The organism is Yoonia sp. SWMV100, from assembly GCF_056108365.1.
Genome location: NZ_JBWBAQ010000003.1, coordinates 299,021 through 319,435, shown reverse-complemented (window position 1 = coordinate 319,435; position 20,415 = coordinate 299,021). Strand labels below are relative to the sequence as shown.

Here is a 20,415-nt window from a genome sequence, read left to right as displayed (position 1 = left end):
TTCAGATCCCGCCGCTGCCTTAATTTCGCTATCTCATATCGGCACGCAAGGTCCGGGCTATTTCAGCAAGATACTTTGCAATGCCCCTGCCATAACCTTTGCGCTATCGATCATATCATCAACGCCGATGTATTCGTCGGGTTTATGGGCGAGTTCGAGGATGCCCGGCCCGTAAGCGATGCAATTTTTCAGCTTGCCGATCCGGTCGATATGTTTCTGGTCGTATGTGCCCGGCGACGCGACGAATGCGGCGGGTTTTCCCAGCACGTTTTCGATTTGCGCGGCGATGACCTGCACGACGGGTGCGTTGCGGTCTGTCATGCTGGGCAGCACCACATTGATTTCACGCAGGTCGTAGTCGAATTTATCGCGGTTGGCTTTCAGCCCTTCGAGCAAGGCGGTCACTTCGCCGCGGACGTCGTCGATGTTTTCTTCGACCAGAAACCGCCGGTCGATGACGATCCGGCAGCTGTCAGGCACACAATGCGCCGGCAGGCCGGTGAAATCAGCCGATTGTTCCGCCTGACCGCCGTGTATCGAATTGATGTTCATTGTGGACGACCGCGCGCCATCGGGCACAACGGGCATGTCGGTGTGACGCGCGGCCATGGCGGGGTAAAGTTTGTCTTCGAACTCTGACAGCACAGCCCCCATGTGCCGCACGGCGCAATCACCCAAAAACGGCATGGACCCATGGGCAATTTCACCAAAGGTTTCGATCTCGGCCCACCAGCCGCCGCGATGCCCAAGACAAACCCGATCTTTGTTCAGGGGTTCAGGGATAATGACATGCTGGACGTCCTGGAAGAAACCCTGTTCAGCCAGATAGGCCACGCCGCCATAGCCGCCGGATTCTTCGTCGGCTGTGCCTGAAATTTCAATCGCGCCGGCGAAATCCGGGTGAATTTCCAAAAACGCCTCGGCGGCGATGATGGATGTGGCAAGCCCGCCTTTCATGTCGCACGCCCCTCGCCCATAAATTTTTCCATCCTGCAGCTCACCGCCAAACGGATCATGGGTCCAGCCTTTGCCGACCTCGACGACATCTGTGTGGCTGTTGAAATGTACACATTCCCCGGTTTTGCCACCGTCCCGGCGGGCGACAATATTCCAACGCGGATATTTTTCGCTGTCGCCGGGTGTGCCAAAGGCGCGCACCAACTGGGTTTCGAAACCCGATGCGCGCAGCCGCTTATCAAGGTATTCGCAAATCTCGCGGTAATTGTCGCCCGGCGGGTTCAGGGTGGGAATGCGGATCAGATCTTGGGTCAACGCGATCAGGTCGTCGCGGCGGCGTGTGATTGCATGCATCAGGGGGCTTTGTTCGGTCATGCGCCAACTATTGGCGAAACCCCGTGATGCCGCAAGCCTGTGTTAGGCTTTGTTGTCTGAAAACCCTGTGATTTTTTGCTGTAGCAGGTGTGCCAGAAATCCGGTTGTGATCACTTGCACACCAAGCGACGCACACACCACCGCCAAAGCCGCAGGGCGGGTGATCACACTGGCATCCATATCGCCGAATCCTGCACCGCCCCATTTGAAAATCGCCGTCATGGTCGCGACAAATGCAATGGTCAGTAGCACGCCGCCCGCGATACAGGCGTTGTCGACGCTGATCCGCGTCCGCAGCCGGGTGAACCGTTTGGTGACGGGTAGTAAATTGAACCTTACCGTAAAAATGCGCGCCAAAATGTGGAAGCACACCATTTGAAATCCGGTCAAAACCAGCGCGCTGGCCAAAATGAGCGCTGCGACATCAAAGTTGAGGGCGCCAATGGTGACTGGTCCGAACATCAGCGCCGCAAAGCTAACCGCGCCGACCCCAAATAGCACCAAACCGGGGTAATAGAACAACCAGTAGGGCGCGAATGTCAGCAGCAGTTTGAGGTGAAGCCAGCCATCGCGCCAGCTGCGCAGATGCGGCGGGCGCGACCTGCCATCGGGCTTCAAGGTCGTGGGGACTTCGGTGATTTTCAGGCCAGTGAGCGTGGCTTTGATCACCATCTCGGACGCGAATTCCATGCCCGGCGTGTCCAGATGCAATCCTTGAATGGCATCGCGCGAAAACCCGCGTAAACCGCAGTGGAAATCTTTGACCGGGGTGCGATAAAAGACGCGACCAACCGTTGAAAGGACGGGATTGCCTAGATATCGGTGCAAGGGCGGCATCGCATTCTTTGCGATCCCCCCTGCAAAGCGGTTCCCCATGACCAGATCAGATCCTGCGCGCAACGCATCGACAAATGGATCGAGGTTAGAAAAGTCATAGGAATCGTCGCTGTCTCCCATGATCACGAATTTTCCACGTGCATCATCGATCCCGGCGATCAACGCTGCCCCATACCCTTTGACAGGAACGTCGACGACGCGCGCGCCTAGACGCTTTGCGATGTCTTGGCTGCCATCGGTTGACCCGTTGTCGGCGATCAACACTTCGCCATCGACACCTGACCGTTTGAGGTAGTCAAACGCCTTGACGATGCAAATTTCAAGCGTCTCTGCCTCGTTCAGGCAGGGCATCAGGATTGTTAATTCGGTCATGACTTATTGCTCTGATCACTTGTTATTCTGAATGTCGATATGCTGACATTGGGGCACAATTCGGGCCGCCGTTTGCAGTACAGTGACGAAGTTGCGACCTTTGTGCAACAGCTATTGGAAGGTGCGCTAGGCTCTCGGTTTATTATGTGCAACAGATTTGGACAAAGATATGCGACATGATCGATAGGCGCAAAATGAACATGTCTATTCACAGTGAAGGAGGCGGCGGTGGAAACGCTTGTTAAGGTGACCGGCGCAACTTGTATGACGTTTTACCCCGCAAGCACATGCCGCATAGGCGTTGCCACTGGTCGTGCGCATGGCGAGGCGGCGCTTATGTGCGCCGCGCCAAATGCTCGGGCGTCGTTCACGCCCTTTTCGAAATGTGACGTCAAGATCCCCACCGGGATGATAGGGAACCTTTGCTCATGAATGATGCTCCCATTTTGCGTGTCCTGCGCGACAACGCGTTTTTGCTTGTGACGATAGGCGTGTTGATCCTTGCGGTGGGTAAAGCCGTCACGATGGGTTTTGGCATGCAGGAAAATTTTGTACGCATGGGCAACGATGACCTCATGCGTTTGCTGACAGTACGCGATTGGCTGGCCGGGCAGGGCTGGTTTGACGTCGTGCAATACCGACTAAATCCGCCGGAAGGCGTTTCGATACACTGGTCGCGCTACATTGATGCGGCAATCGCGGCCATCATCGTTCCGTTGTCATATTTTGTACCGATGGACACCGCCGAGCAACTGGCAGTGGCAATTTATCCTACTGTTATTCTTGTGCTTTCGATCCTTGTCATCGGTTTCGGTACACGCCGTGTTTTTGGCACAATGGCGGCGTGTTTCAGCATGCTTTGTTTTGTGATTTGGCCCCTGACTGCTGATTTACATTCGCGCGTTGGTAACCTGGACCATCACAACGTCCAACTTTTGATGATGATCCTGATGGCTTTTGCCGTGGTCTGGCCGACGCGACCGACAGCGGCTGGCATCGTCGGCGGGTTGGCTGCGGCGTTCTCGTTGGCGATCGGGCTGGAAAGCCTGCTGTACATTGTGGTTGTCGGCCTGATTATTCTGGTTCGGACGCCGTTCACGCCAAATGATAACGCGCGGCAGTTTCTGGGAATGTTTTGTGCCGCGTTAGCGGGTGGGAGCATTTTATTATGGTTGGGGCAGACAGCTCCTGACGCCCGGTTTGCGCCGATGTGCGATCAGCTTGGGACGCCGGTGTTAAGTTTGATCGCCATTGCAGTGGCGGCATGCATCTTGCCGATTGCTTTGGGCGCGCGGACGTCGCGCCCCGGCGCGTTTATCGCTGTGGCTGCTGGTGCAACAGCTGTCGGTTTGGTGCTTGCTTGGCCACTGCTTGCAAATTGCATTGATGGCCCGTACGGCGATCTTCCGGATGACGTCCAGCGGACGATCAAAACAAGTATTACAGAGGCGAAACCCGGCATCGTTTATGCAATGGCTAAACCTGCCACGGCATTCGTCTTTGCTTTGCCTGTATTCGCGGCCTTTTTTCTGGGGTTGGCGCAATTTGTCCAAACACGCTTTACTGATAAAAATGCACCTGCGTTACTACAATTGTTGCTGATCTGCGTGTTTTGCATCGGCATGCTCTTCGTTCAGATGCGCACAGTGATTATGGCCGCATCGGTTGTGCCAATGATTGGTGGGTATGTTATTGCGACCCTGACGGTCAAATATCTAAAGACGCGCGATCTTGTGCAAGGTGCACTGGCACTGACCGCGGCGACGTTGATCATTTCGCCGATGCTTGTTGCGCAAGGTATTGCGCCACTCCTACTAGGCGAAACAATGGTGAATGAAGAAGTCACCCAGGCCTGTGAAAGCTACGAGTCTTTGGTGACTTTGAATGAGGTGCCCGCGGGGGTTATTCTGAATCACATTAACTATGGGCCCGCAGTATTGGTTTCGACCCACCATAGTGTTCTGTCTGCACCGTATCACCGCAGTGCCGCGGCCTTCAACAACGGCTTTGTCCCCTTCAGGTTGGAAGGTCCCGCATTCGAAGACTATGTCAAGGAAACCACGGCAACGCATATCCTATTGTGTATGGGTATGCAGTACGACAGCGATTTTGTAACGGACCTGGCCGGTGGCGGGCAGGCGGATTGGCTTCGCCGCGTACCCGTCTCGAGCGAAAGTCAGGTCCTGTTTGAAGTGCTGCGCGAATGAGTACATCATCGCAATTCAAGGGGTTTTTTCGGTTTTTGGCCGTTGGCGGCGCTTTTGGGCTATTCTATTCCGTCATAACGGCAATTTTCATTGGCGTGGCAGGTACGCCACCATTTTGGACAAGTGCGGCTGTATACGCGGTGTGCATTCCCATGGCGTTTTTCGCCCAACGCCGTTTTGCATTTCGCAGCACAAAATCTGCTAAGGTCGCGATGCCGCTATACATACTAACCCAAGTTGGAAGCCTGCTATTTGTTTCCACCTTAAGCGGTTACTTCGCAACCAAAACCGTTTGGGTCGATACGCTGATCTTTATTGCAGTTTCGGGGGGTGCTGCTGTGGGCACGTATTTGATTGCACGTCTTATGATTTTCAAGCCGTCGGCGTCAGCCGGGCAATAAAGTGCAGTTTGCGGCCAAAAATGTATTTTGCAGGTGCCGCATACAACGGCACATTTGTACTGAACGTATCAGTCTCTAGACCGGCGTTTGAAAACCACCGATCCCAATCGCGCCGCGGGACATAGTTGTATGGCAAGACAACCCCATGCGGGGCGTTTCCGACCCAATCCATCAGACGCAGGGTAAGGTGGTCTATTACGTTTTCGCTAAGATGGTCTTTGATGATGACTGCTTTGCGTGCAACGCGCGCCGCTTCCGAGATCAAAATTTGCGGGTCGTTCGTATGGTGCAACACATCGACAAAGGTGACGACATCGACGCTGTTGTCTTCGAGCGGAATTGTCGTGCCGTCAAAAAGAGTGACAGGAATATGTGTTGTCTCACGGAGCATGATATCAATGCCCTGCACCTGTGTTCCTTTTTGGCGTTCGCCGATCAGCTTTGCGATCTCACCATTCCCGGTGCCAACATCCAACATGCTTGATTCAACGGGGAGTAATGCCCCTATGCCGTCGACCAGCACCCGAACGCGGCGGTTGAAAACCAATTTTTCGTGCACACGACCGATGGATTTGGTTAGCATTACTCGAGGCCCTTTTGGCAAAATATACTTTTCGAACACTGACCGAACGACCAACCAAGGTAAAGTGTCGGTACAGTTTAACGTTGCCTTTGTTGCGGACAGGTCGCTATCTGCTGACAGTTTTTGAGCGAGCGAGACTGATGGCATATCTTTTGGGCGTGGATACGGGTGGCACCTATACTGACGCGGTTGTTTTGGATGAGGCGACCGATAAAGTTGTGGCCTCCGCCAAGGCATTGACCACGCGGCCGGATTTGGCGCCGGGTGTGGGTGCCGCGATCGATGCCGCGCTACAGAAAGCAAATATCGCGGGGCGCGAAGTAACGATGGTTTCGTTATCAACGACGCTGGCGACCAATGCGTTGGTCGAAGGGCAGGGTGGCCGTGTCGCGCTGGTTGCGATCGGGTTTGATGCCGCCGATTTGCAGCGTGCGGGGCTCTCAGGGGCCTTGGGTGATGATCCGTTGATCGTACTTGCGGGTGGGCATGACCATGCCGGAACGCAGGCGGGGCTGCTTGATTTGCAGGGGTTGCGGGACGCGTTATCGACGCTGGATGCGGGCGTAACGGGGTTTGCCGTCGCCGCGCGTTTCGCAACCCGGAATGCTGCGCACGAAATCGCTGCACGTGATGTGATCCGCGATCTGACTGCAAAGCCGGTCACATGTTCGCACGAATTATCGCAAGCGCTGGGTGGCCCAAAGCGTGCCCTTACAGCGGTGTTGAACGCGCGGCTGATTGGGATGATTGACGGTTTGATTACTGCATGTGAAGACCATCTGCAAAAGCGCGGGATCACTGCGCGGTTGATGGTCGTGCGTGGTGATGGTGCGTTGATTTCAGCGGCGGTTGCCCGCGACAAACCGATTGAAACAATCCTAAGCGGCCCGGCCGCATCGGTCGCGGGCGCACGTTGGCTAAGCGGCGAAAACGACGCGCTCGTCAGCGATATTGGCGGGACAACAACAGATGTTTGCCTGCTGCGCGATGGCCGCCCGCAGATCGATCCGCAGGGCGCACGCGTTGGCCCCTTTCGGACAATGGTCGAGGCCGTCGCGATGCGGACGACCGGTCTAGGCGGAGATAGCGAAGTTCATGTGGTCGAGGGACTTCAGGGCGGATTGCGATTAGGTCCGCGGCGGTTGATGCCACTTTCGCTGGCGGCGCTGCAATTCCCGGCGCTGATCCATGATGCACTTGACCGTGCGTTGGCACATGACGTGCCTGCAGCAGACGGCGGGCAGTTTGCAATCCCTTTGTGGGCCACGTTCCCTGAAGGCCTGGATCCGCGCGAAGCCGTGGTTGCGGGGCGGCTGGCGGATGGCGCGCTGCGGCTAGGACATGCCGTGCAAAACCGCACGGAAACCCCTGCGATGGGGCGTTTGATTAACCGTGGTTTTGTGATGATGGCGGGGGTTACCCCGTCGGATGCCGCCCATGTTCTGGGGCTGTCAGACAGTTGGGACAAGGCGGCCTCCGAAAAAGCGCTGGCCTTGTTTGCGCGGCGGCGCACTGGCGCGGGCCAGCGTATTGCGACCTCTGCATCGGATATCGCCCGAATGATCGTTGACCAATTGACCGCGCAGACGGTCGACTGCCTGCTACAGGCCGCGTTCGCCGAGGACGGGTTCGACGGTGAGCCCACGGTGCTGGCGCATCATGTGTTGACGCAGGCGGGGCTCGCGCATCATAGCGGGGTGGTCCAAATTCAAATGCGGTTGGGGGTGCCTGTTATCGGGCTTGGGGCGTCTGCCGCTGCCTATTATGGCGCTGTGGGTGAACGGTTGGGCGCAAGAATGATTTTGCCGGAACACGCTGACGTGGCAAATGCAATTGGTGCGGTGGTCGGACAAGTACAAATGCAGGTGACAGGAACGTTGTCCAGCGATGGGGCAGGCGTGTTTACCGCGCATCTGCCCGATGGTCCGCAGCAATGTGCGGGGCAAGAAGCTGGGCTTGCAATGCTTGAAACGGCGCTGACAGCAGCGGCCATGGAAAAGGCGCTGGCAGCAGGTGTTGAGACCCCGCAGGTGTCTGTTTTGCGTGATATCAAACAGGCCGAAATCGTCGGCCAGCAGATGTTTATCGAGGCGACCTTGCGCGTTACCGCCTCTGGACGGCCACGCATTGCCGCCGGTTAATGTGTCAAATCTGCGCGATTTTCTCACTTTGTTGTCAGGCAGATTGCGTCGTTTGACCAGATCAGCGACAACCCTGCTACTTTGGGGGAAGACATGCTCGACCGATATGCACGCCAATTGATTGATCCACCGCTGAACCGATTGGGTCGGATGCTTGCTGTACGTGGTGTGACGGCGGACCGTGTGACGTTGATCGGGATGGCGCTGGGGCTTGTCGCCGCCGGCGTGATCGCATTGGGCGCGCCGGGACTTGCGCTGGTCCCACTGTTGGCCAGCCGGATTGCGGATGGGCTTGATGGTGCTGTGGCCCGCGCGACCCGCAAGACCGACTTTGGCGGTTATCTCGATATCACCGTTGATTTTTTGTTTTACGGGGCAATTCCGATGGCGTTTGTCTGGATGTCGCCTGTGACAAACGGGGCGGCTGGGGCGTTTTTGCTTGCATCATTCTATTTCAATGGCGCCAGCTTCCTTGGCTACGCCATTTTGGCCGAAAAACACGGGCATCAGACGGACGCGCAGGGGCAAAAGTCGCTTTATTACTCTAACGGGATCCTTGAAGGGACTGAAACAATCGTGTTCTTTGTCCTGCTGTGTCTGTTCCCAACCGCATTTGCCCCCTTGTCATGGGTCTTTGGCGCACTCTGTTTCGCGACAGGAACCTTGCGGCTTTACGCTGCCAAACAAATCTACACACAATAAAGGACCACTTTGCATGAAACACCTTGCTGTTATGGCCGCGCTTTTGGCACCTCTGCCCGCAATCGCCGATGTTGATCCGGGCGATTGGGATGCGGTTCTGGCCGAGGCCGCGGGCCAAACTGTCTATTGGAACGCTTGGGGCGGATCGACCACGACCAACGATTTTATCGCTTGGGTCGCAGACCGCGTTTTGGATGACTACGGCGTCACACTGGAACATGTGAAACTGACCGATACAGCCGATGCGGTGACCCGCGTGCTGTCTGAAAAGCAAGCCGGTGAAAACGATGACGGCGCGATCGATATGATCTGGATTAACGGATCAAACTTTGCAGCGATGAAAGACGCCAACCTTCTGTTTGGTCCATATGCTGAACAACTACCGAATTGGGCGTTGGTTGATGTCGCAGGCAAGACTGTGCAAACCGACTTTACGGTTCCAGTTGACGGCTTCGAGAGCCCATGGGCGATGGCGCAAGTCGTTTTCGTACACAACACGGCAACCATGCCCGACCGGCTAGGGTCGATGCAGGCCCTACAGGACTGGGCGCAGGCGAACCCCGGCCGCTTTAGCTATCCGCAGCCACCAGATTTTCTGGGTACGACATTTTTGAAACAGGTTTTGGTCGATGTTTTGGAGGATCCGTCGGTATTGGGTGCCCCTGCGACGGACGAAAATTATGACACAGTGACCGCGCCGCTTTGGGCCTATCTGGACGCGCTGACGCCCAATCTGTGGCGTGAAGGTCGTGCCTATCCCGCGACTGGCACCGCGATGTTCCCGCTGATTGCAGATGGTGAATTGGATCTATCGATTTCGTTCAGCCCCGGTGCGGCGTCCACGGCGATTGCCAACGATGAACTTCCCGACACAGTACGGACCTTTGTTTTGGACAAAGGCACGATCGGCAACGCGTCGTTTGTCGCCGTACCTTATAATTCGGGGTCTAAAGCGGGTGCTATGGTTGTTGCGAATTTCTTGATGTCCCCCGAAGCCCAAGCGCGCGCCCAAGATCCAGCGATCCTTGGCTATGGGACCGTGTTGAACATGGATGCGCTGACTGAAGATGACCGCGCCTTGTTTGATGCGCTGGAACTGGGTGTGGCGACGTTGTCCCCTGCCGAACTGGGAACGGTCCAAGCCGAACCGCATCCAAGCTGGATGACCCGTATCGCCGACGATTGGGTCACGCGTTACGGTGTTTCGCAGTAAATATGCAGGCGGCGCGGCAGTCATACCCGCAAGGGGATAAATAGTGCGCCGCCGCTTTCTACCTGTCATGCCCGCGCTGACGCTGTTTGTGATGCTTGGCCCAGTGATGGCAGGGCTATGGGGGACCGTGCTGCCTGCCTTTGGGCATTTGCCCGCCGCCGGGCTGTGCGGCCCATCACTGGACCCATTTCGGGCGCTGTTCGACTGGCCGGGCTTGCCGCGTGCGGCGCTTTTGTCGGTCACGACAGGGTTCGCTGCGACATTGATTTCGCTGAGCATTGTGATGCTTTTGCTGGCGGGCTGGTCAGGCACCCGCCCGTTTCGCGTCCTCGAACGGTTGCTTTCACCGCTGCTGTCGGTACCGCACGCCGCTGCGGCCTTTGGGTTAGCGTTTTTGATTGCGCCGTCAGGCTGGCTGGCGCGGCTACTGTCGCCTTGGGCGACAGGCTGGGACCGACCGCTTGATCTGCTGATCGTGCAGGACAGTTGGGGTCTGACGATGACCGCTGGCATGATTATGAAGGAACTGCCGTTCCTGATGCTGATCGCGCTTGCGGCTTTGGGGCAGGCCCAAGCGCATAGCAGCCTGAAAATCGCGCAGGCCTTGGGGTATCGTCGCCTGACTGGCTGGCTGAAAACGGTGTTTCCGCAGGTCTATGCACAAATCAGACCGCCGGTTTATGTTGTGCTGGCATACGCGATGTCCGTGGTGGATGTCGCTGTGATTTTGGGGCCGAATACACCGCCGACCCTGTCAGTGCAGATTGTAAAATGGATGTCTGATCCGGACCTTGCGATGCGTTTGCTGGCGGCGGCCGGGGCGCTGGTGCAGTTGGGGTTGGTGATTGGTGCGTTGCTGATCTGGTGGTTGGGCGAAAACGTGGTTGCCTGGCTGGGGCGACGCTGTATCGCCGCAGGGGGACGCGGAAAATGTGACCCTATCCTTGCCTATTCATCCCTTTTTGTGGGCGGCGCTTCGGCGATTGCCGTCCTTTTGGGGATATGCGTGTTGGCGGTTTGGTCGTTTGCGGGCTTTTGGGGGTTTCCCGATGCCCTTCCAGACACCCTGACCCTGCGCAATTGGGTCCGGCATGGCCCCGGTACTTGGGATGCGTTAACCGAAACCGCTGTAATCGCTTTTGTGGTCGGCTTGTCCGCGCTTGTCCTGACGATCGGTTGTCTTGAGGCCGAGTACCGCCATGGACGTCGCGTGACACAGCGCGGGGTCTGGTTGCTGTATCTGCCTTTGCTGATCCCGCAGACCGCATTCTTACCGGGGTTGCAGACGCTCATGTTGGGGGTTGGCGCGGATATGGGGCGTTTTCCGGTGATGCTGGTGCATCTTGTGTTTGTGCTGCCCTATGTTTTTTTGTCGCTTTCTGATCCTTTTCGCGCATGGGACGCACGCATGGGCACGATTGCGTCCGCGCTGGGCGCCGGGCCGGATGCGGTTCTGTGGCGCGTGCGGCTGCCGATGCTGCTGCGGCCTATCCTGACAGCTTTGGCTGTGGGGATTGCCGTGTCGGTCGGTCAATATCTTGCGACTTTGTTAATCGGCGGTGGCCGGGTCACGACCCTGACGACAGAGGCGGTGGCGCTGTCATCGGGGGGTGATCGCCGCGCGATTGGAGTTTACGGGTTGATGCAAACCGGGGCTGCGTTGATCCCCTTTACGCTTGCTCTTTTTATCCCCGCCTTTGTGTGGCGCAACAGAAAGGGTCTAAGCCATGCGTGACGGTCTGGTCCTACGCGATATCGAAATTTTCAAGGGGCAGCATCAGCTTTTGGCGGTGTCTCATCACGTGCAGCCGGGGCAGGTTCTGACCATCATGGGGCCGTCCGGCGTTGGGAAATCGACACTGCTTGCCTTTGTTACAGGCACCCTTGCCCGCGATTTTAGTGCGCGGGGCAGTGTGTGGTTAGATGGGCGTGACATCACCCATGCTGCGCCGCACCAACGGCGCGTTGGCATATTATTCCAAGACGATTTGTTGTTTCCCCACCTGTCTGTTGGCGCAAATTTGGCGTTTGGATTGGCCAGGGGCGGCACCGCTGTGGCGCGTCAGGCCAAGGTCGCCGAAGCATTGGCAGAGGTAAATATGGACGATTTCGCAGACCGCGATCCCGCGACCCTGTCAGGCGGGCAGAAGGCGCGTGTCGCGTTGATGCGGATGTTGTTGTCCGACCCTTGCGCGCTGTTGCTGGACGAACCTTTTTCACGGCTTGATGCGGCCTTGCGGGCGCAAGTGCGTGATTTGGTTTTTGCACGTGCCAAAGCGCGCGGTCTACCGGTGCTCTTGGTGACCCATGATGCCGAAGATGCCGCCGCAGCGGGCGGTGATATTATCACCCTTGCGGCGCGTTAAAGCGGGCCAGTTTGGAAAAGCCAAACCTTGAGCCCACCATGGGGGACGGGCGCGCCTTTGGGTTTGAATGGCAATCCGGTGGATTTCGCAAGGCCCGCGTCGCTGGTGATGATGCCGACGCGCCAGCCGCCAAAGTTTGCCTTTAACGTCTGCCCAAGGCTCGCATAAAGACCAAAAAGCAATTTCGGGTTGCCGATTCTGCCGCCATAGGGCGGGTTGCAGATGATCAGGCCGGGCGGGCCGTCTGGGCGTTTCAGGTCTGAAATCGCGCTATTCTCGAACGTGATGAACGGGTTCACCCCGGCACGGGCCGCATTTGCGTGGCTCATCCGGATTGCGCCGGCGTCGCGGTCGCTGCCAAAAAAACGCTGCTCGGTCGTTTTGGATGTCTGCTTGCGCATCTCATCCCATGCAGCAGGATCAAAGCTGGAAAAATGTTCAAACGCAAAGTGCCGCGTGCGACCGGGGTAAAGGCCCAAGGCAATTTCCGCGGCCTCGATCGGGAAGGTGCCAGAGCCACACATCGGGTCTAATACAGGCTCTTTGCCCGTGTATCCGCATTCGCGCAGAAATAGCGCAGCGAGGGTTTCGCGCATCGGTGCTTTGTTCACGGCCTCTTTGTGGCCGCGCTTGTGCAGGCTTTCGCCCGATGTATCGAGACTGATCGTCACGCGGTTATCGTCGATGCGCACTTTGATCACGATGGCGGCGTCGGGGCTGATCACCATGCCGTGACTTTCGTGCAGTGCCGTTTCAAACCGCTGGGTCGCGGCACCAGCATGGTAGATCTTCGATAGCTTGTTTGTGCTAACTTCGACCCTAACAGGCCATTTAGGGTCTAAAATATCGCCCCAAGGGAATTTACGCGCGCGTTTATCAAGCTGCGCTAAATGGAACGCCATAAATGACCCCACCCGCGCCAAAACCCGCGTCGCCCCGCGCATGGTCAGGTTTGCGCGCCAGACATCCGGCCAGCCTCCCATGATGGTCACCCCACCTTGGCTAACTTGCGCATTCGCGAAACCGTTTTCCAGCGCCTCGGCAAGTAGCGCGTGTTCAAATCCGGGGGTGGCGGTCATATAGATTTCAAATTGGTCCATTTGGCATGCATGACCAGAAAACACACGTGCGTGCAAGGTTTCAAACTAGATTTGCTGCCGTGCGACTTCGGGGTTTGGCGCGGGTTTGGCCATGCCTTCGAGCACCCGCAATGGCCGTTTGACCGTTTCCGATAGCCCGGTTGGTGTTTTCGCTGCCAGTTGTTTGCTTACCTCGACCATGAGAATGCCGCCTGCCGCAATGAGCGGCATCGCATGCCCCACCCGTTCGATTAACCCTGCCGATTTTCGCCAAATACGCCCCGCCGAGGGCGGTTGATAGAGTGTTGAGAGGGTTCGTTCCGTGACAAAGCGGTGCTTGCGCAATTGTGATTCAAGCTGCCCAAGCGAATAGGGGCGACCAAATCCGAATGGCGTCTGATCCGACCGTGACCATAACCCTGCGCGGTTCGGCACGATGAACACCGCGCGCCCGCCGGGACCAAGCACACGCCAGATTTCTTCCAGCAGGGCGGTCGGCTGTTCCGTGGTTTCAAGGCCATGCATCACGACCAGTTTATCGATATGGCCCGTCTCGATCGGCCACAGAGTATCTTCGCACAGGACACTTACGTTTTTTTCGCCGGGTGGCCACGGCATGACCCCTTGCGGACCGGGCATCAACCCGATGACCCGCCGTGCATCGCCAAGGTAGGGACGCAGCAAAGGCACAGCGAATCCGAAGCCTGCAACCATCTGGCCCTTTGCCTCGGGCCAGATCTGGGTCAATTCATTGCGGATCACCTTTTGGGCCGCCCGCCCAAGCGCACTGCGATAGTAGAATTGGCGCAGATCCAACACATCTAGATGCATTGCGGTTGCAGTTCCTTCGGCAAAGACTACGTTTGAACATAGCAACAGAAAGCCATATTGCCATGACAAACACACCGCCCGCTCTTGAATTGGTTACCGTCCCTTGTTTGTCGGATAATTACGCGTTCCTGGTTCATAACGCGCAAACGGGTGAAACGGCCCTGATTGATGCGCCCGAGGCCGCGCCGATTCAGGCCGCACTGGACGCGCGTGGGTGGGTGCTGACCGATCTTTTGCTGACCCACCATCACAATGATCATATTGATGGCGTCGCGGACCTGCGGGGGGCTGCGCGGGTGATCGGCGCTGCGGCTGATGCGCACCGACTGCCGCCGTTGGACTTGGCTGTGACCGAGGGGGATTCGATCACGGTATGTGGTGCGCTGACGCACATCTTTGACGTTTCAGGGCATACAGTTGGTCATATTGCATTTCATATGCCCGATGCTGGATATTTATTTACCGCTGACAGCTTGATGGCATTGGGTTGCGGGCGCTTGTTCGAGGGGACGCCTGCGCAGATGTGGGGCAGCATGCAAAAATTGCGGGCTTTGCCTGACGAAACCTTGGTCTGTTCGGGGCACGAATACACAGAATCGAATGCGCGCTTCGCGCTGGCCCTTGATCCTGAGAACGCCGCGCTTATCTCTCGTGTTGAAGATATCAGAGCGGCGCGTCACGCCAAATTGCCAACTGTGCCTTCGGTGCTGGGCGACGAAAAGCGGACGAACCCTTTTTTGCGCGCCGATGATCCCACCCTTAAGACGGTTTTGGACATGGAAAACATGACTGATGCCGAAGTATTTGCCGAAATCCGCGGTCGTAAAGACAGGTTCTGACGTTCGCTTGGCGCTGAAACGCCAGAAAATAATACAAATCCGCATCTTCACAGTCTTTGTGAAGTAAAAATACAAAATAGTCCTTGAAGGTTCCGCAATAAAACCAAACCTTAAGGATAAGAGGCCACGGTCAGAATGTGCCCGGCACGCGCTGACCCCCGATATGAAGGAGCACACCAAGTGCCATCATTCTCGAACACACTAGAGCAGGCCATCCACGGCGCGTTGGCCCTTGCGAACGCGCGCAAACATGAACTTGCCACGCTAGAACACCTTTTGCTTTCGTTGATCGACGAACCGGACGCCGCCCGTGTCATGCAGGCATGTTCCGTTAGCCTGGATGAACTGCGCAAAGATCTGGAAGACTTTATCGACGATGACCTGTCGACCCTGATCACGGACGTCGAAGGGTCCGAAGCGGTGCCAACAGCGGCGTTTCAACGCGTGATTCAGCGCGCAGCTATTCATGTCCAATCGTCTGGCCGGAACGAAGTTACCGGCGCAAACGTGCTTGTTGCGATCTTTGCCGAACGTGAAAGCAATGCGGCGTACTTCCTGCAAGAACAGGATATGACCCGATATGACGCCGTGAATTTTATTGCGCATGGCGTAGCAAAAGACCCTGCGTTTGGCGAAACCCGCCCAGTGAGCGGGACGCCCGATGATTCCGAACCCCATTCCGCTGAAGAAGGCGAAAAGAAGGAAAGCGCGCTTGCTAAATACTGCGTTGACCTGAACGCCAAAGCATCCAAAGGCGACGTTGATCCGCTGATCGGTCGCGCCAATGAGGTAGAGCGCTGTATTCAGGTTCTTTGCCGCCGCCGCAAAAACAACCCTCTGCTTGTTGGTGACCCCGGTGTGGGGAAAACAGCGATTGCCGAAGGTTTGGCGTTTAAGATCGTCAACCACGACGTGCCAGAGGTTCTGGCCGGTGCAACGATCTATTCGCTTGATATGGGGGCGCTTTTGGCCGGCACCCGCTATCGCGGCGATTTCGAAGAACGCCTGAAGGCTGTGATGACCGAAATGGAAAATCACAAGGACGCCGTCTTGTTCATTGATGAAATCCACACCGTGATTGGGGCCGGTGCGACGTCAGGTGGCGCAATGGACGCGTCCAACCTGCTGAAACCAGCCTTGCAGGGTGGCAAGCTGCGTTGCATGGGATCAACAACTTATAAAGAGTTCCGTCAACACTTTGAGAAGGACCGTGCGCTGTCGCGCAGGTTCCAGAAAATTGATGTCAACGAACCTTCGGTGCCAGATTCGATCAAGATTTTGCAGGGCCTCAAGCCCTATTTCGAAGAGCATCACCACATCAAATACACTGCCGAGGCGATCAAAACCGCAGTAGAGCTGTCCGCACGCTATATCAACGACCGTAAACTGCCTGATAAGGCGATTGATGTGATTGACGAGGCTGGCGCGGCGCAGCATTTGCTGGCTGAATCCAAACGGCGCAAAACCATCGGCCCCAAAGAGATCGAGGCAGTGGTCGCAAAAATCGCGCGCATTCCGCCGAAAAACGTGTCCAAGGACGATGCCGAAGTGCTGCGCGACTTGGAAAAATCGCTCAAGCGCGTGGTGTTCGGACAGGATCATGCAATCGAGGCTTTGTCGTCCGCGATCAAATTGGCGCGTGCTGGATTACGTGAACCTGAAAAGCCGATCGGGAACTATCTGTTCGCGGGGCCGACCGGTGTCGGTAAAACCGAAGTGGCCAAACAGCTGGCGGATACCTTGGGTGTTGAACTGCTACGGTTTGATATGTCCGAATATATGGAAAAACACGCGGTCTCCCGTTTGATCGGCGCACCGCCTGGCTATGTCGGGTTTGATCAGGGTGGCATGCTGACCGATGGCGTTGACCAGAATCCACATTGCGTCCTGTTGCTGGACGAAATGGAAAAGGCGCACCCGGATGTGTACAACATCCTTTTGCAAGTGATGGACCACGGGAAACTGACCGACCATAACGGCCGAACAACTGATTTCCGCAACGTGATTATCATCATGACGTCGAACGCGGGTGCGGCTGAAATGTCGAAAAACGCGATGGGCTTTGGCCGTGAAACCCGCACGGGCGAAGACACTGCAGCGATTGAACGTACGTTTACGCCTGAATTCCGCAACCGTTTGGATGCGATCATCAGCTTCGGCGCGCTGCCCAAGCCAGTGATCATGCAGGTCGTGGAAAAATTCGTTCTTCAGCTTGAGGCACAGTTGATTGACCGCAACGTGCATATCGAATTGAAAAAAGGTGCGGCCGAATGGCTTGCGGACAAAGGCTACGACGAAAAGATGGGCGCGCGACCGTTGGGCCGCGTCATTCAGGAACACATCAAAAAACCGCTGGCCGAGGAACTTTTGTTCGGCAAGCTGGTCAAAGGTGGAATCGTCAAGGTCGGCGTCAAGAAGGGTGAACTTGAACTAACCTATGAGGCGCCTGAGCAAGCCAAGATCGCGGGTGGTAAAAACAAACCGCCACTTTTGACGGCGGAGTAAGCTGATAGATTATAAACCCCCGCCGTTGTAAAAAACGGCGGGGGTTTGCGTTTTAGGGCGTAGTGGCGTTGGCACCTGTTGTCGTGGTGGCCGGTTAAATATCAGCAATCCCGGCGTATAGACGGCCATATTATTTTTTGATCACGTCGCGGCGGTCGTGACACAGCTTTGCAGCATTTAATTTAATTTAACGTTCGGTCAATTTCAGTTCGATCCGTCGATTTTGCGCACGCGCCTCGGGCGTATCGTCGGGATTGATCGGCTGAAACTCTCCAAAACCATTGGCGGCAAGACGATTGGGCGCAATCCCCAAATCCTGCGACATGAAGCGCACGACCGATAGGGCGCGCGCTTGGCTCAGTTCCCAGTTATCCGCATAGCGACCGCCACCTGACACGGGAATGTTGTCGGTGTGGCCGTCGACCCGGATCACCCAGTCGATACCCGGGGGAATTCGGTCAGCGATGCCGCGTAAGATACCCGCGATATTGGCGATTTCAGATTCGCCTTGGGCAGACAGTCGCGCACTGCCCGGTTCGAATAGAACCTCAGACGAAAAGACAAAACGGTCGCCTTCGATCCGGACACGGTCTTGCCCCTCGAGTATTTTACGCAGTTCACCAAAAAAATCAGACTTAAACTGTTCCAGGTTTTGCGTTTCTGCTTGCAGGCGCTGGGCCTCTTGCGCCAGACGCGCCGCCTCTGCCTCGAGCCGGATACGTTCTGCTTCTTCCAGTGCGGCGCGCTGACGTTCTTCGGATGCGACGCGCGCAAGGGCGGTGTTCAGCTGTGAGCCGAGCGTTTCGATCTGCACTTGGGCCTCGCGGTCGGCATCCTCGGCCAAATTCAGCAGGCTTTGCAGGTTGCCAACCTGAATGCGCATGGCCGCGATCTGTTCGTTCAGCAGCGCAACTTGGCGTTGGCTTTCGGCGGATAGCGCTTCTTCTTGTGCCAAGGCGTCGTTCGCCAGCGCAAGAAGCTGCGCCTGGCGTGCAGATTCCGACATTTGTTGGGTTTGGGTGCCTTCCAACTGCGTAAGCGCGGCGCGTGCTTCGGCCAATTGCTGCGCCAAACTGTCGTTTTCATCACGCAGACCGTTGCGGATCGCATCGAGTTCGGCCTGCGCCGCGCGCGCTGCCGCCAGCAAAGTCAGCGTTTCCTCCGCATCGCGGCGTTTCTGTTCAAGATTTAGCGTCATCGCGGTGAGTTCTGTATCCGCATTTGCCAGCCGTTCGCGAAGCGCCTCTGCTGCGGCGGCATCTGCCAGCTGTGCGGTTTCAAGCGCTGACAATTGTTCTGATTTTTCAGATGCGTCACGTTCCAAGTCTGCAACCAGCGCCTCCAAGGCTTCGCGCCGTGCGGCGGATAGGCGGGCGGCTTCTGCACCAGCGTCGATTTCACTGCGTGCCTGCGCCAGCGCAAGGTTCAGCGCGTCTTGTTGTGACATCAGATCAGCCTGTGTCGCCTCCAGACCGGCAATATTTGCCAGCGCTGTATCGCGTTCGGCTAGCAGGCCCGCGACTTGGGCCTCGAATGCGGTGATATCGTTGCGGGCGCGCGCCAGTGCCTGATCCTGCGCCTCGCGATCTGCAATCAGGCTGGCGATCCGGTTGGCCTGTTGGGTTGCAGTGGCGTTCGCAGCGGCCAAATTTGCCGTCAGCGTTGCGTTGCGTCCCTGTTCCATACCCAATGTGCTGGCAAGTGCCGCCACTTCTTCGGTGAGCACATTGAGTTCATTTTCCTGCCCTGTGATCGTTTCGCGCAGCACAAATTGGATCACCATAAAAATGGTCAGGACGAACATCAGGACAAGCAAAAGCCCTGTCATCGCATCGACAAAACCCGGCCAGATGGCATTGTGAAAGCGATTGGATGATCGACGACCCAGGGCCATGGATCAGCCTCTTGTTCTGATGGCAGTGGTAAGCGCGGCGAGGTCACCGCGCAGGTCTGTCATGCTTTCTTGGCGGCCGGCAGCCATTTCTTCCAATATCCGCAACAGTTGTACGTCAATCGACCGCAGACGCATCCGGCTTTCGGCGTCGATGCCCTCCATGCCACTGTCATCAAGTTTCTTGATAAGTTTATCTTGTCCCTCGGCGACCCGTGTCAGGATGTCGTTTGCATTGCTTGATCTTGTCGTATGGGCCAACTGTTCGACGGCAGCCGCAAGGCTTGCAAACCGGCTGTCGGTCTTTTCTCTGTCGGCGTCATTCTGACCCATCATCATTTGGATGGTGTCCATTAATTCGCCAAGTTGTTCGACAAACGCGTTCATCGCCCCAAAATCTGCGGTGCCGCCATCTTCGCCATCTGCACCGAGGCGGGTGATGGTGGATAACCATTCTTCAAGTTCGCGGTAGAAGCGGTTTTGACCATGTCCCGCAAAAAGTTCGAGCAGGCCCACGATCAGCGATCCGGCAAGTCCCAAGAGTGAGCTGGAAAATGCGGTACCCATTCCGCCTAGCTGGCTTTCCAGACCCGCTTGAAGCCGCGAAAATATGTCTGCGCCGTTTTCGCCTTCGCCGGGGTTCAGCGATCGGATCGTCTCAACCAGCGCTGGCACGGTCGTGGCCAGACCATAAAACGTGCCCAATAGCCCCAGAAAGATCAGGACGTTGCCAAGATACCGCGTGATTTCACGGTCTTCATCGATCCTTTGCGCAACCGAATCTAAAATCGACCGCCCAGAGGTGGAAGACACTTGGGTTCGTGCGCCGCGCGAACGCAGAAGCGTCGCAAGTGGCGCGAGCAGCGAGGGCGCTTTGGTAAAGTTATGGCCGCCGGTATCGCGTGCGAAATGTTCAATCCAGCGCACCGATTTCATCAGAAGATAGACTTGGTTGATGCATGATAGCACACCCAACCCAAACACAGCTAAAATCACCCCGTTTAGGTAGGGATTCGACCGATAGATCGCGACAATCTGATTGAGCCCAATATAAAATCCGGCGCCAACCAACCCCAGCACGATCAACATGAAAATGATCTGCCGGATGGGCTGTGA

Annotated in this window: 15 protein-coding genes; 8 read left to right on the top strand and 7 right to left on the bottom strand. The window is 56.6% G+C overall.

All coding sequences use genetic code 11. The annotated features are described in order from the left end of the window. Window positions 1–57: 57 nt before the first annotated feature. Window positions 58–1,332 carry an acetylornithine deacetylase/succinyl-diaminopimelate desuccinylase family protein gene (locus tag ACXJGX_RS06415; RefSeq protein WP_474779796.1) on the bottom strand — a complete coding sequence of 425 codons (1,275 nt, stop codon included), beginning with the start codon at window positions 1,330–1,332 and terminating at the stop codon, window positions 58–60. A 42-nt stretch (window positions 1,333–1,374) separates the two neighbouring features. Beyond that, the gene (locus ACXJGX_RS06410) at window positions 1,375–2,541 is read right to left on the bottom strand and encodes a glycosyltransferase family 2 protein (RefSeq protein ID WP_474779794.1); all 1,167 of its coding nucleotides are present in this window, start codon (window positions 2,539–2,541) and stop codon (window positions 1,375–1,377) included. A gap of 428 nt (window positions 2,542–2,969) precedes the next feature. Here ACXJGX_RS06410 and ACXJGX_RS06405 point away from each other — a divergent pair, with 428 nt between their 5' ends. Then, complete coding sequence (locus tag ACXJGX_RS06405) at window positions 2,970–4,748, top strand: hypothetical protein (protein WP_474779792.1); 1,779 nt, start codon at window positions 2,970–2,972, stop codon at window positions 4,746–4,748. Window positions 4,749–5,120: 372 nt separating this feature from the next. Here the strand turns inward: ACXJGX_RS06405 and ACXJGX_RS06400 are convergent, their stop codons facing one another. Further along, the gene (locus tag ACXJGX_RS06400; protein ID WP_474779791.1) at window positions 5,121–5,732 is read right to left on the bottom strand and encodes a class I SAM-dependent methyltransferase; all 612 of its coding nucleotides are present in this window, start codon (window positions 5,730–5,732) and stop codon (window positions 5,121–5,123) included. Window positions 5,733–5,872: 140 nt separating this feature from the next. Here ACXJGX_RS06400 and ACXJGX_RS06395 point away from each other — a divergent pair, with 140 nt between their 5' ends. From ACXJGX_RS06395 to ACXJGX_RS06375, 5 genes are all read left to right on the top strand, one after another. Continuing rightward, on the top strand, window positions 5,873–7,873 hold the full coding sequence (locus ACXJGX_RS06395) for a hydantoinase/oxoprolinase N-terminal domain-containing protein (RefSeq protein ID WP_474779789.1): 2,001 nt from the start codon (window positions 5,873–5,875) through the stop codon (window positions 7,871–7,873). 93 nt (window positions 7,874–7,966) lie between these two features. Further along, the gene (locus tag ACXJGX_RS06390; RefSeq protein ID WP_474779787.1) at window positions 7,967–8,575 is read left to right on the top strand and encodes a CDP-alcohol phosphatidyltransferase family protein; all 609 of its coding nucleotides are present in this window, start codon (window positions 7,967–7,969) and stop codon (window positions 8,573–8,575) included. A gap of 13 nt (window positions 8,576–8,588) precedes the next feature. Continuing rightward, the gene (locus ACXJGX_RS06385) at window positions 8,589–9,788 is read left to right on the top strand and encodes an ABC transporter substrate-binding protein (RefSeq protein ID WP_474779785.1); all 1,200 of its coding nucleotides are present in this window, start codon (window positions 8,589–8,591) and stop codon (window positions 9,786–9,788) included. A 67-nt stretch (window positions 9,789–9,855) separates the two neighbouring features. Next, window positions 9,856–11,523 carry an ABC transporter permease gene (locus tag ACXJGX_RS06380; RefSeq protein WP_474780758.1) on the top strand — a complete coding sequence of 556 codons (1,668 nt, stop codon included), beginning with the start codon at window positions 9,856–9,858 and terminating at the stop codon, window positions 11,521–11,523. Next, on the top strand, window positions 11,516–12,154 hold the full coding sequence (locus ACXJGX_RS06375; RefSeq protein ID WP_474779783.1) for an ATP-binding cassette domain-containing protein: 639 nt from the start codon (window positions 11,516–11,518) through the stop codon (window positions 12,152–12,154). The genes ACXJGX_RS06380 and ACXJGX_RS06375 overlap by 8 nt, the downstream gene beginning before the upstream one ends. Here the strand turns inward: ACXJGX_RS06375 and ACXJGX_RS06370 are convergent. Together ACXJGX_RS06370 and ACXJGX_RS06365 are read right to left on the bottom strand one after the other, a co-directional pair. Further along, window positions 12,151–13,254, bottom strand: a complete 1,104-nt coding sequence (locus ACXJGX_RS06370; protein WP_474779781.1) for a THUMP domain-containing class I SAM-dependent RNA methyltransferase — start codon at window positions 13,252–13,254, stop codon at window positions 12,151–12,153. The two genes, ACXJGX_RS06375 and ACXJGX_RS06370, sit on opposite strands and share 4 nt — an antisense overlap. Before the next feature lie 45 nt (window positions 13,255–13,299). Continuing rightward, on the bottom strand, window positions 13,300–14,064 hold the full coding sequence (locus ACXJGX_RS06365) for a class I SAM-dependent methyltransferase (RefSeq protein ID WP_474779780.1): 765 nt from the start codon (window positions 14,062–14,064) through the stop codon (window positions 13,300–13,302). 62 nt (window positions 14,065–14,126) lie between these two features. Here ACXJGX_RS06365 and gloB point away from each other — a divergent pair, with 62 nt between their 5' ends. After that, window positions 14,127–14,903, top strand: a complete 777-nt coding sequence (gene gloB, locus ACXJGX_RS06360; RefSeq protein ID WP_474779778.1) for a hydroxyacylglutathione hydrolase — start codon at window positions 14,127–14,129, stop codon at window positions 14,901–14,903. Between the two features lie 180 nt (window positions 14,904–15,083). Then, on the top strand, window positions 15,084–17,408 hold the full coding sequence (clpA, locus tag ACXJGX_RS06355; RefSeq protein ID WP_474779776.1) for an ATP-dependent Clp protease ATP-binding subunit ClpA: 2,325 nt from the start codon (window positions 15,084–15,086) through the stop codon (window positions 17,406–17,408). A gap of 187 nt (window positions 17,409–17,595) precedes the next feature. On the opposite strand, the gene ACXJGX_RS06350 is transcribed toward clpA, so the two are convergent. Then, window positions 17,596–19,302 carry a peptidoglycan -binding protein gene (locus ACXJGX_RS06350; protein ID WP_474779775.1) on the bottom strand — a complete coding sequence of 569 codons (1,707 nt, stop codon included), beginning with the start codon at window positions 19,300–19,302 and terminating at the stop codon, window positions 17,596–17,598. Window positions 19,303–19,305: 3 nt separating this feature from the next. Then, a complete protein-coding gene (locus ACXJGX_RS06345; RefSeq protein ID WP_474780756.1) occupies window positions 19,306–20,388 on the bottom strand; it encodes a biopolymer transporter ExbB in 1,083 nt (360 codons plus the stop codon). Between the last annotated feature and the right edge of the window lie 27 nt (window positions 20,389–20,415).

Excerpts from the sequence above, each read along its gene's own strand:
- ACXJGX_RS06415 (WP_474779796.1), bottom strand. The coding sequence starts at position 1,332 with ATGACCGAACAAAGCCCCCTGATGCATGCAATCACACGCCGCCGCGAC.
- ACXJGX_RS06410 (WP_474779794.1), bottom strand. The coding sequence starts at position 2,541 with ATGACCGAATTAACAATCCTGATGCCCTGCCTGAACGAGGCAGAGACG.
- ACXJGX_RS06405 (WP_474779792.1), top strand. The coding sequence starts at position 2,970 with ATGAATGATGCTCCCATTTTGCGTGTCCTGCGCGACAACGCGTTTTTG.
- ACXJGX_RS06400 (WP_474779791.1), bottom strand. The coding sequence starts at position 5,732 with ATGCTAACCAAATCCATCGGTCGTGTGCACGAAAAATTGGTTTTCAAC.
- ACXJGX_RS06395 (WP_474779789.1), top strand. The coding sequence starts at position 5,873 with ATGGCATATCTTTTGGGCGTGGATACGGGTGGCACCTATACTGACGCG.
- ACXJGX_RS06390 (WP_474779787.1), top strand. The coding sequence starts at position 7,967 with ATGCTCGACCGATATGCACGCCAATTGATTGATCCACCGCTGAACCGA.
- ACXJGX_RS06385 (WP_474779785.1), top strand. The coding sequence starts at position 8,589 with ATGAAACACCTTGCTGTTATGGCCGCGCTTTTGGCACCTCTGCCCGCA.
- ACXJGX_RS06380 (WP_474780758.1), top strand. The coding sequence starts at position 9,856 with ATGCCCGCGCTGACGCTGTTTGTGATGCTTGGCCCAGTGATGGCAGGG.
- ACXJGX_RS06375 (WP_474779783.1), top strand. The coding sequence starts at position 11,516 with ATGCGTGACGGTCTGGTCCTACGCGATATCGAAATTTTCAAGGGGCAG.
- ACXJGX_RS06370 (WP_474779781.1), bottom strand. The coding sequence starts at position 13,254 with ATGGACCAATTTGAAATCTATATGACCGCCACCCCCGGATTTGAACAC.
- ACXJGX_RS06365 (WP_474779780.1), bottom strand. The coding sequence starts at position 14,064 with ATGCATCTAGATGTGTTGGATCTGCGCCAATTCTACTATCGCAGTGCG.
- gloB (WP_474779778.1), top strand. The coding sequence starts at position 14,127 with ATGACAAACACACCGCCCGCTCTTGAATTGGTTACCGTCCCTTGTTTG.
- ACXJGX_RS06350 (WP_474779775.1), bottom strand. The coding sequence starts at position 19,302 with ATGGCCCTGGGTCGTCGATCATCCAATCGCTTTCACAATGCCATCTGG.
- ACXJGX_RS06345 (WP_474780756.1), bottom strand. The coding sequence starts at position 20,388 with ATGTTGATCGTGCTGGGGTTGGTTGGCGCCGGATTTTATATTGGGCTC.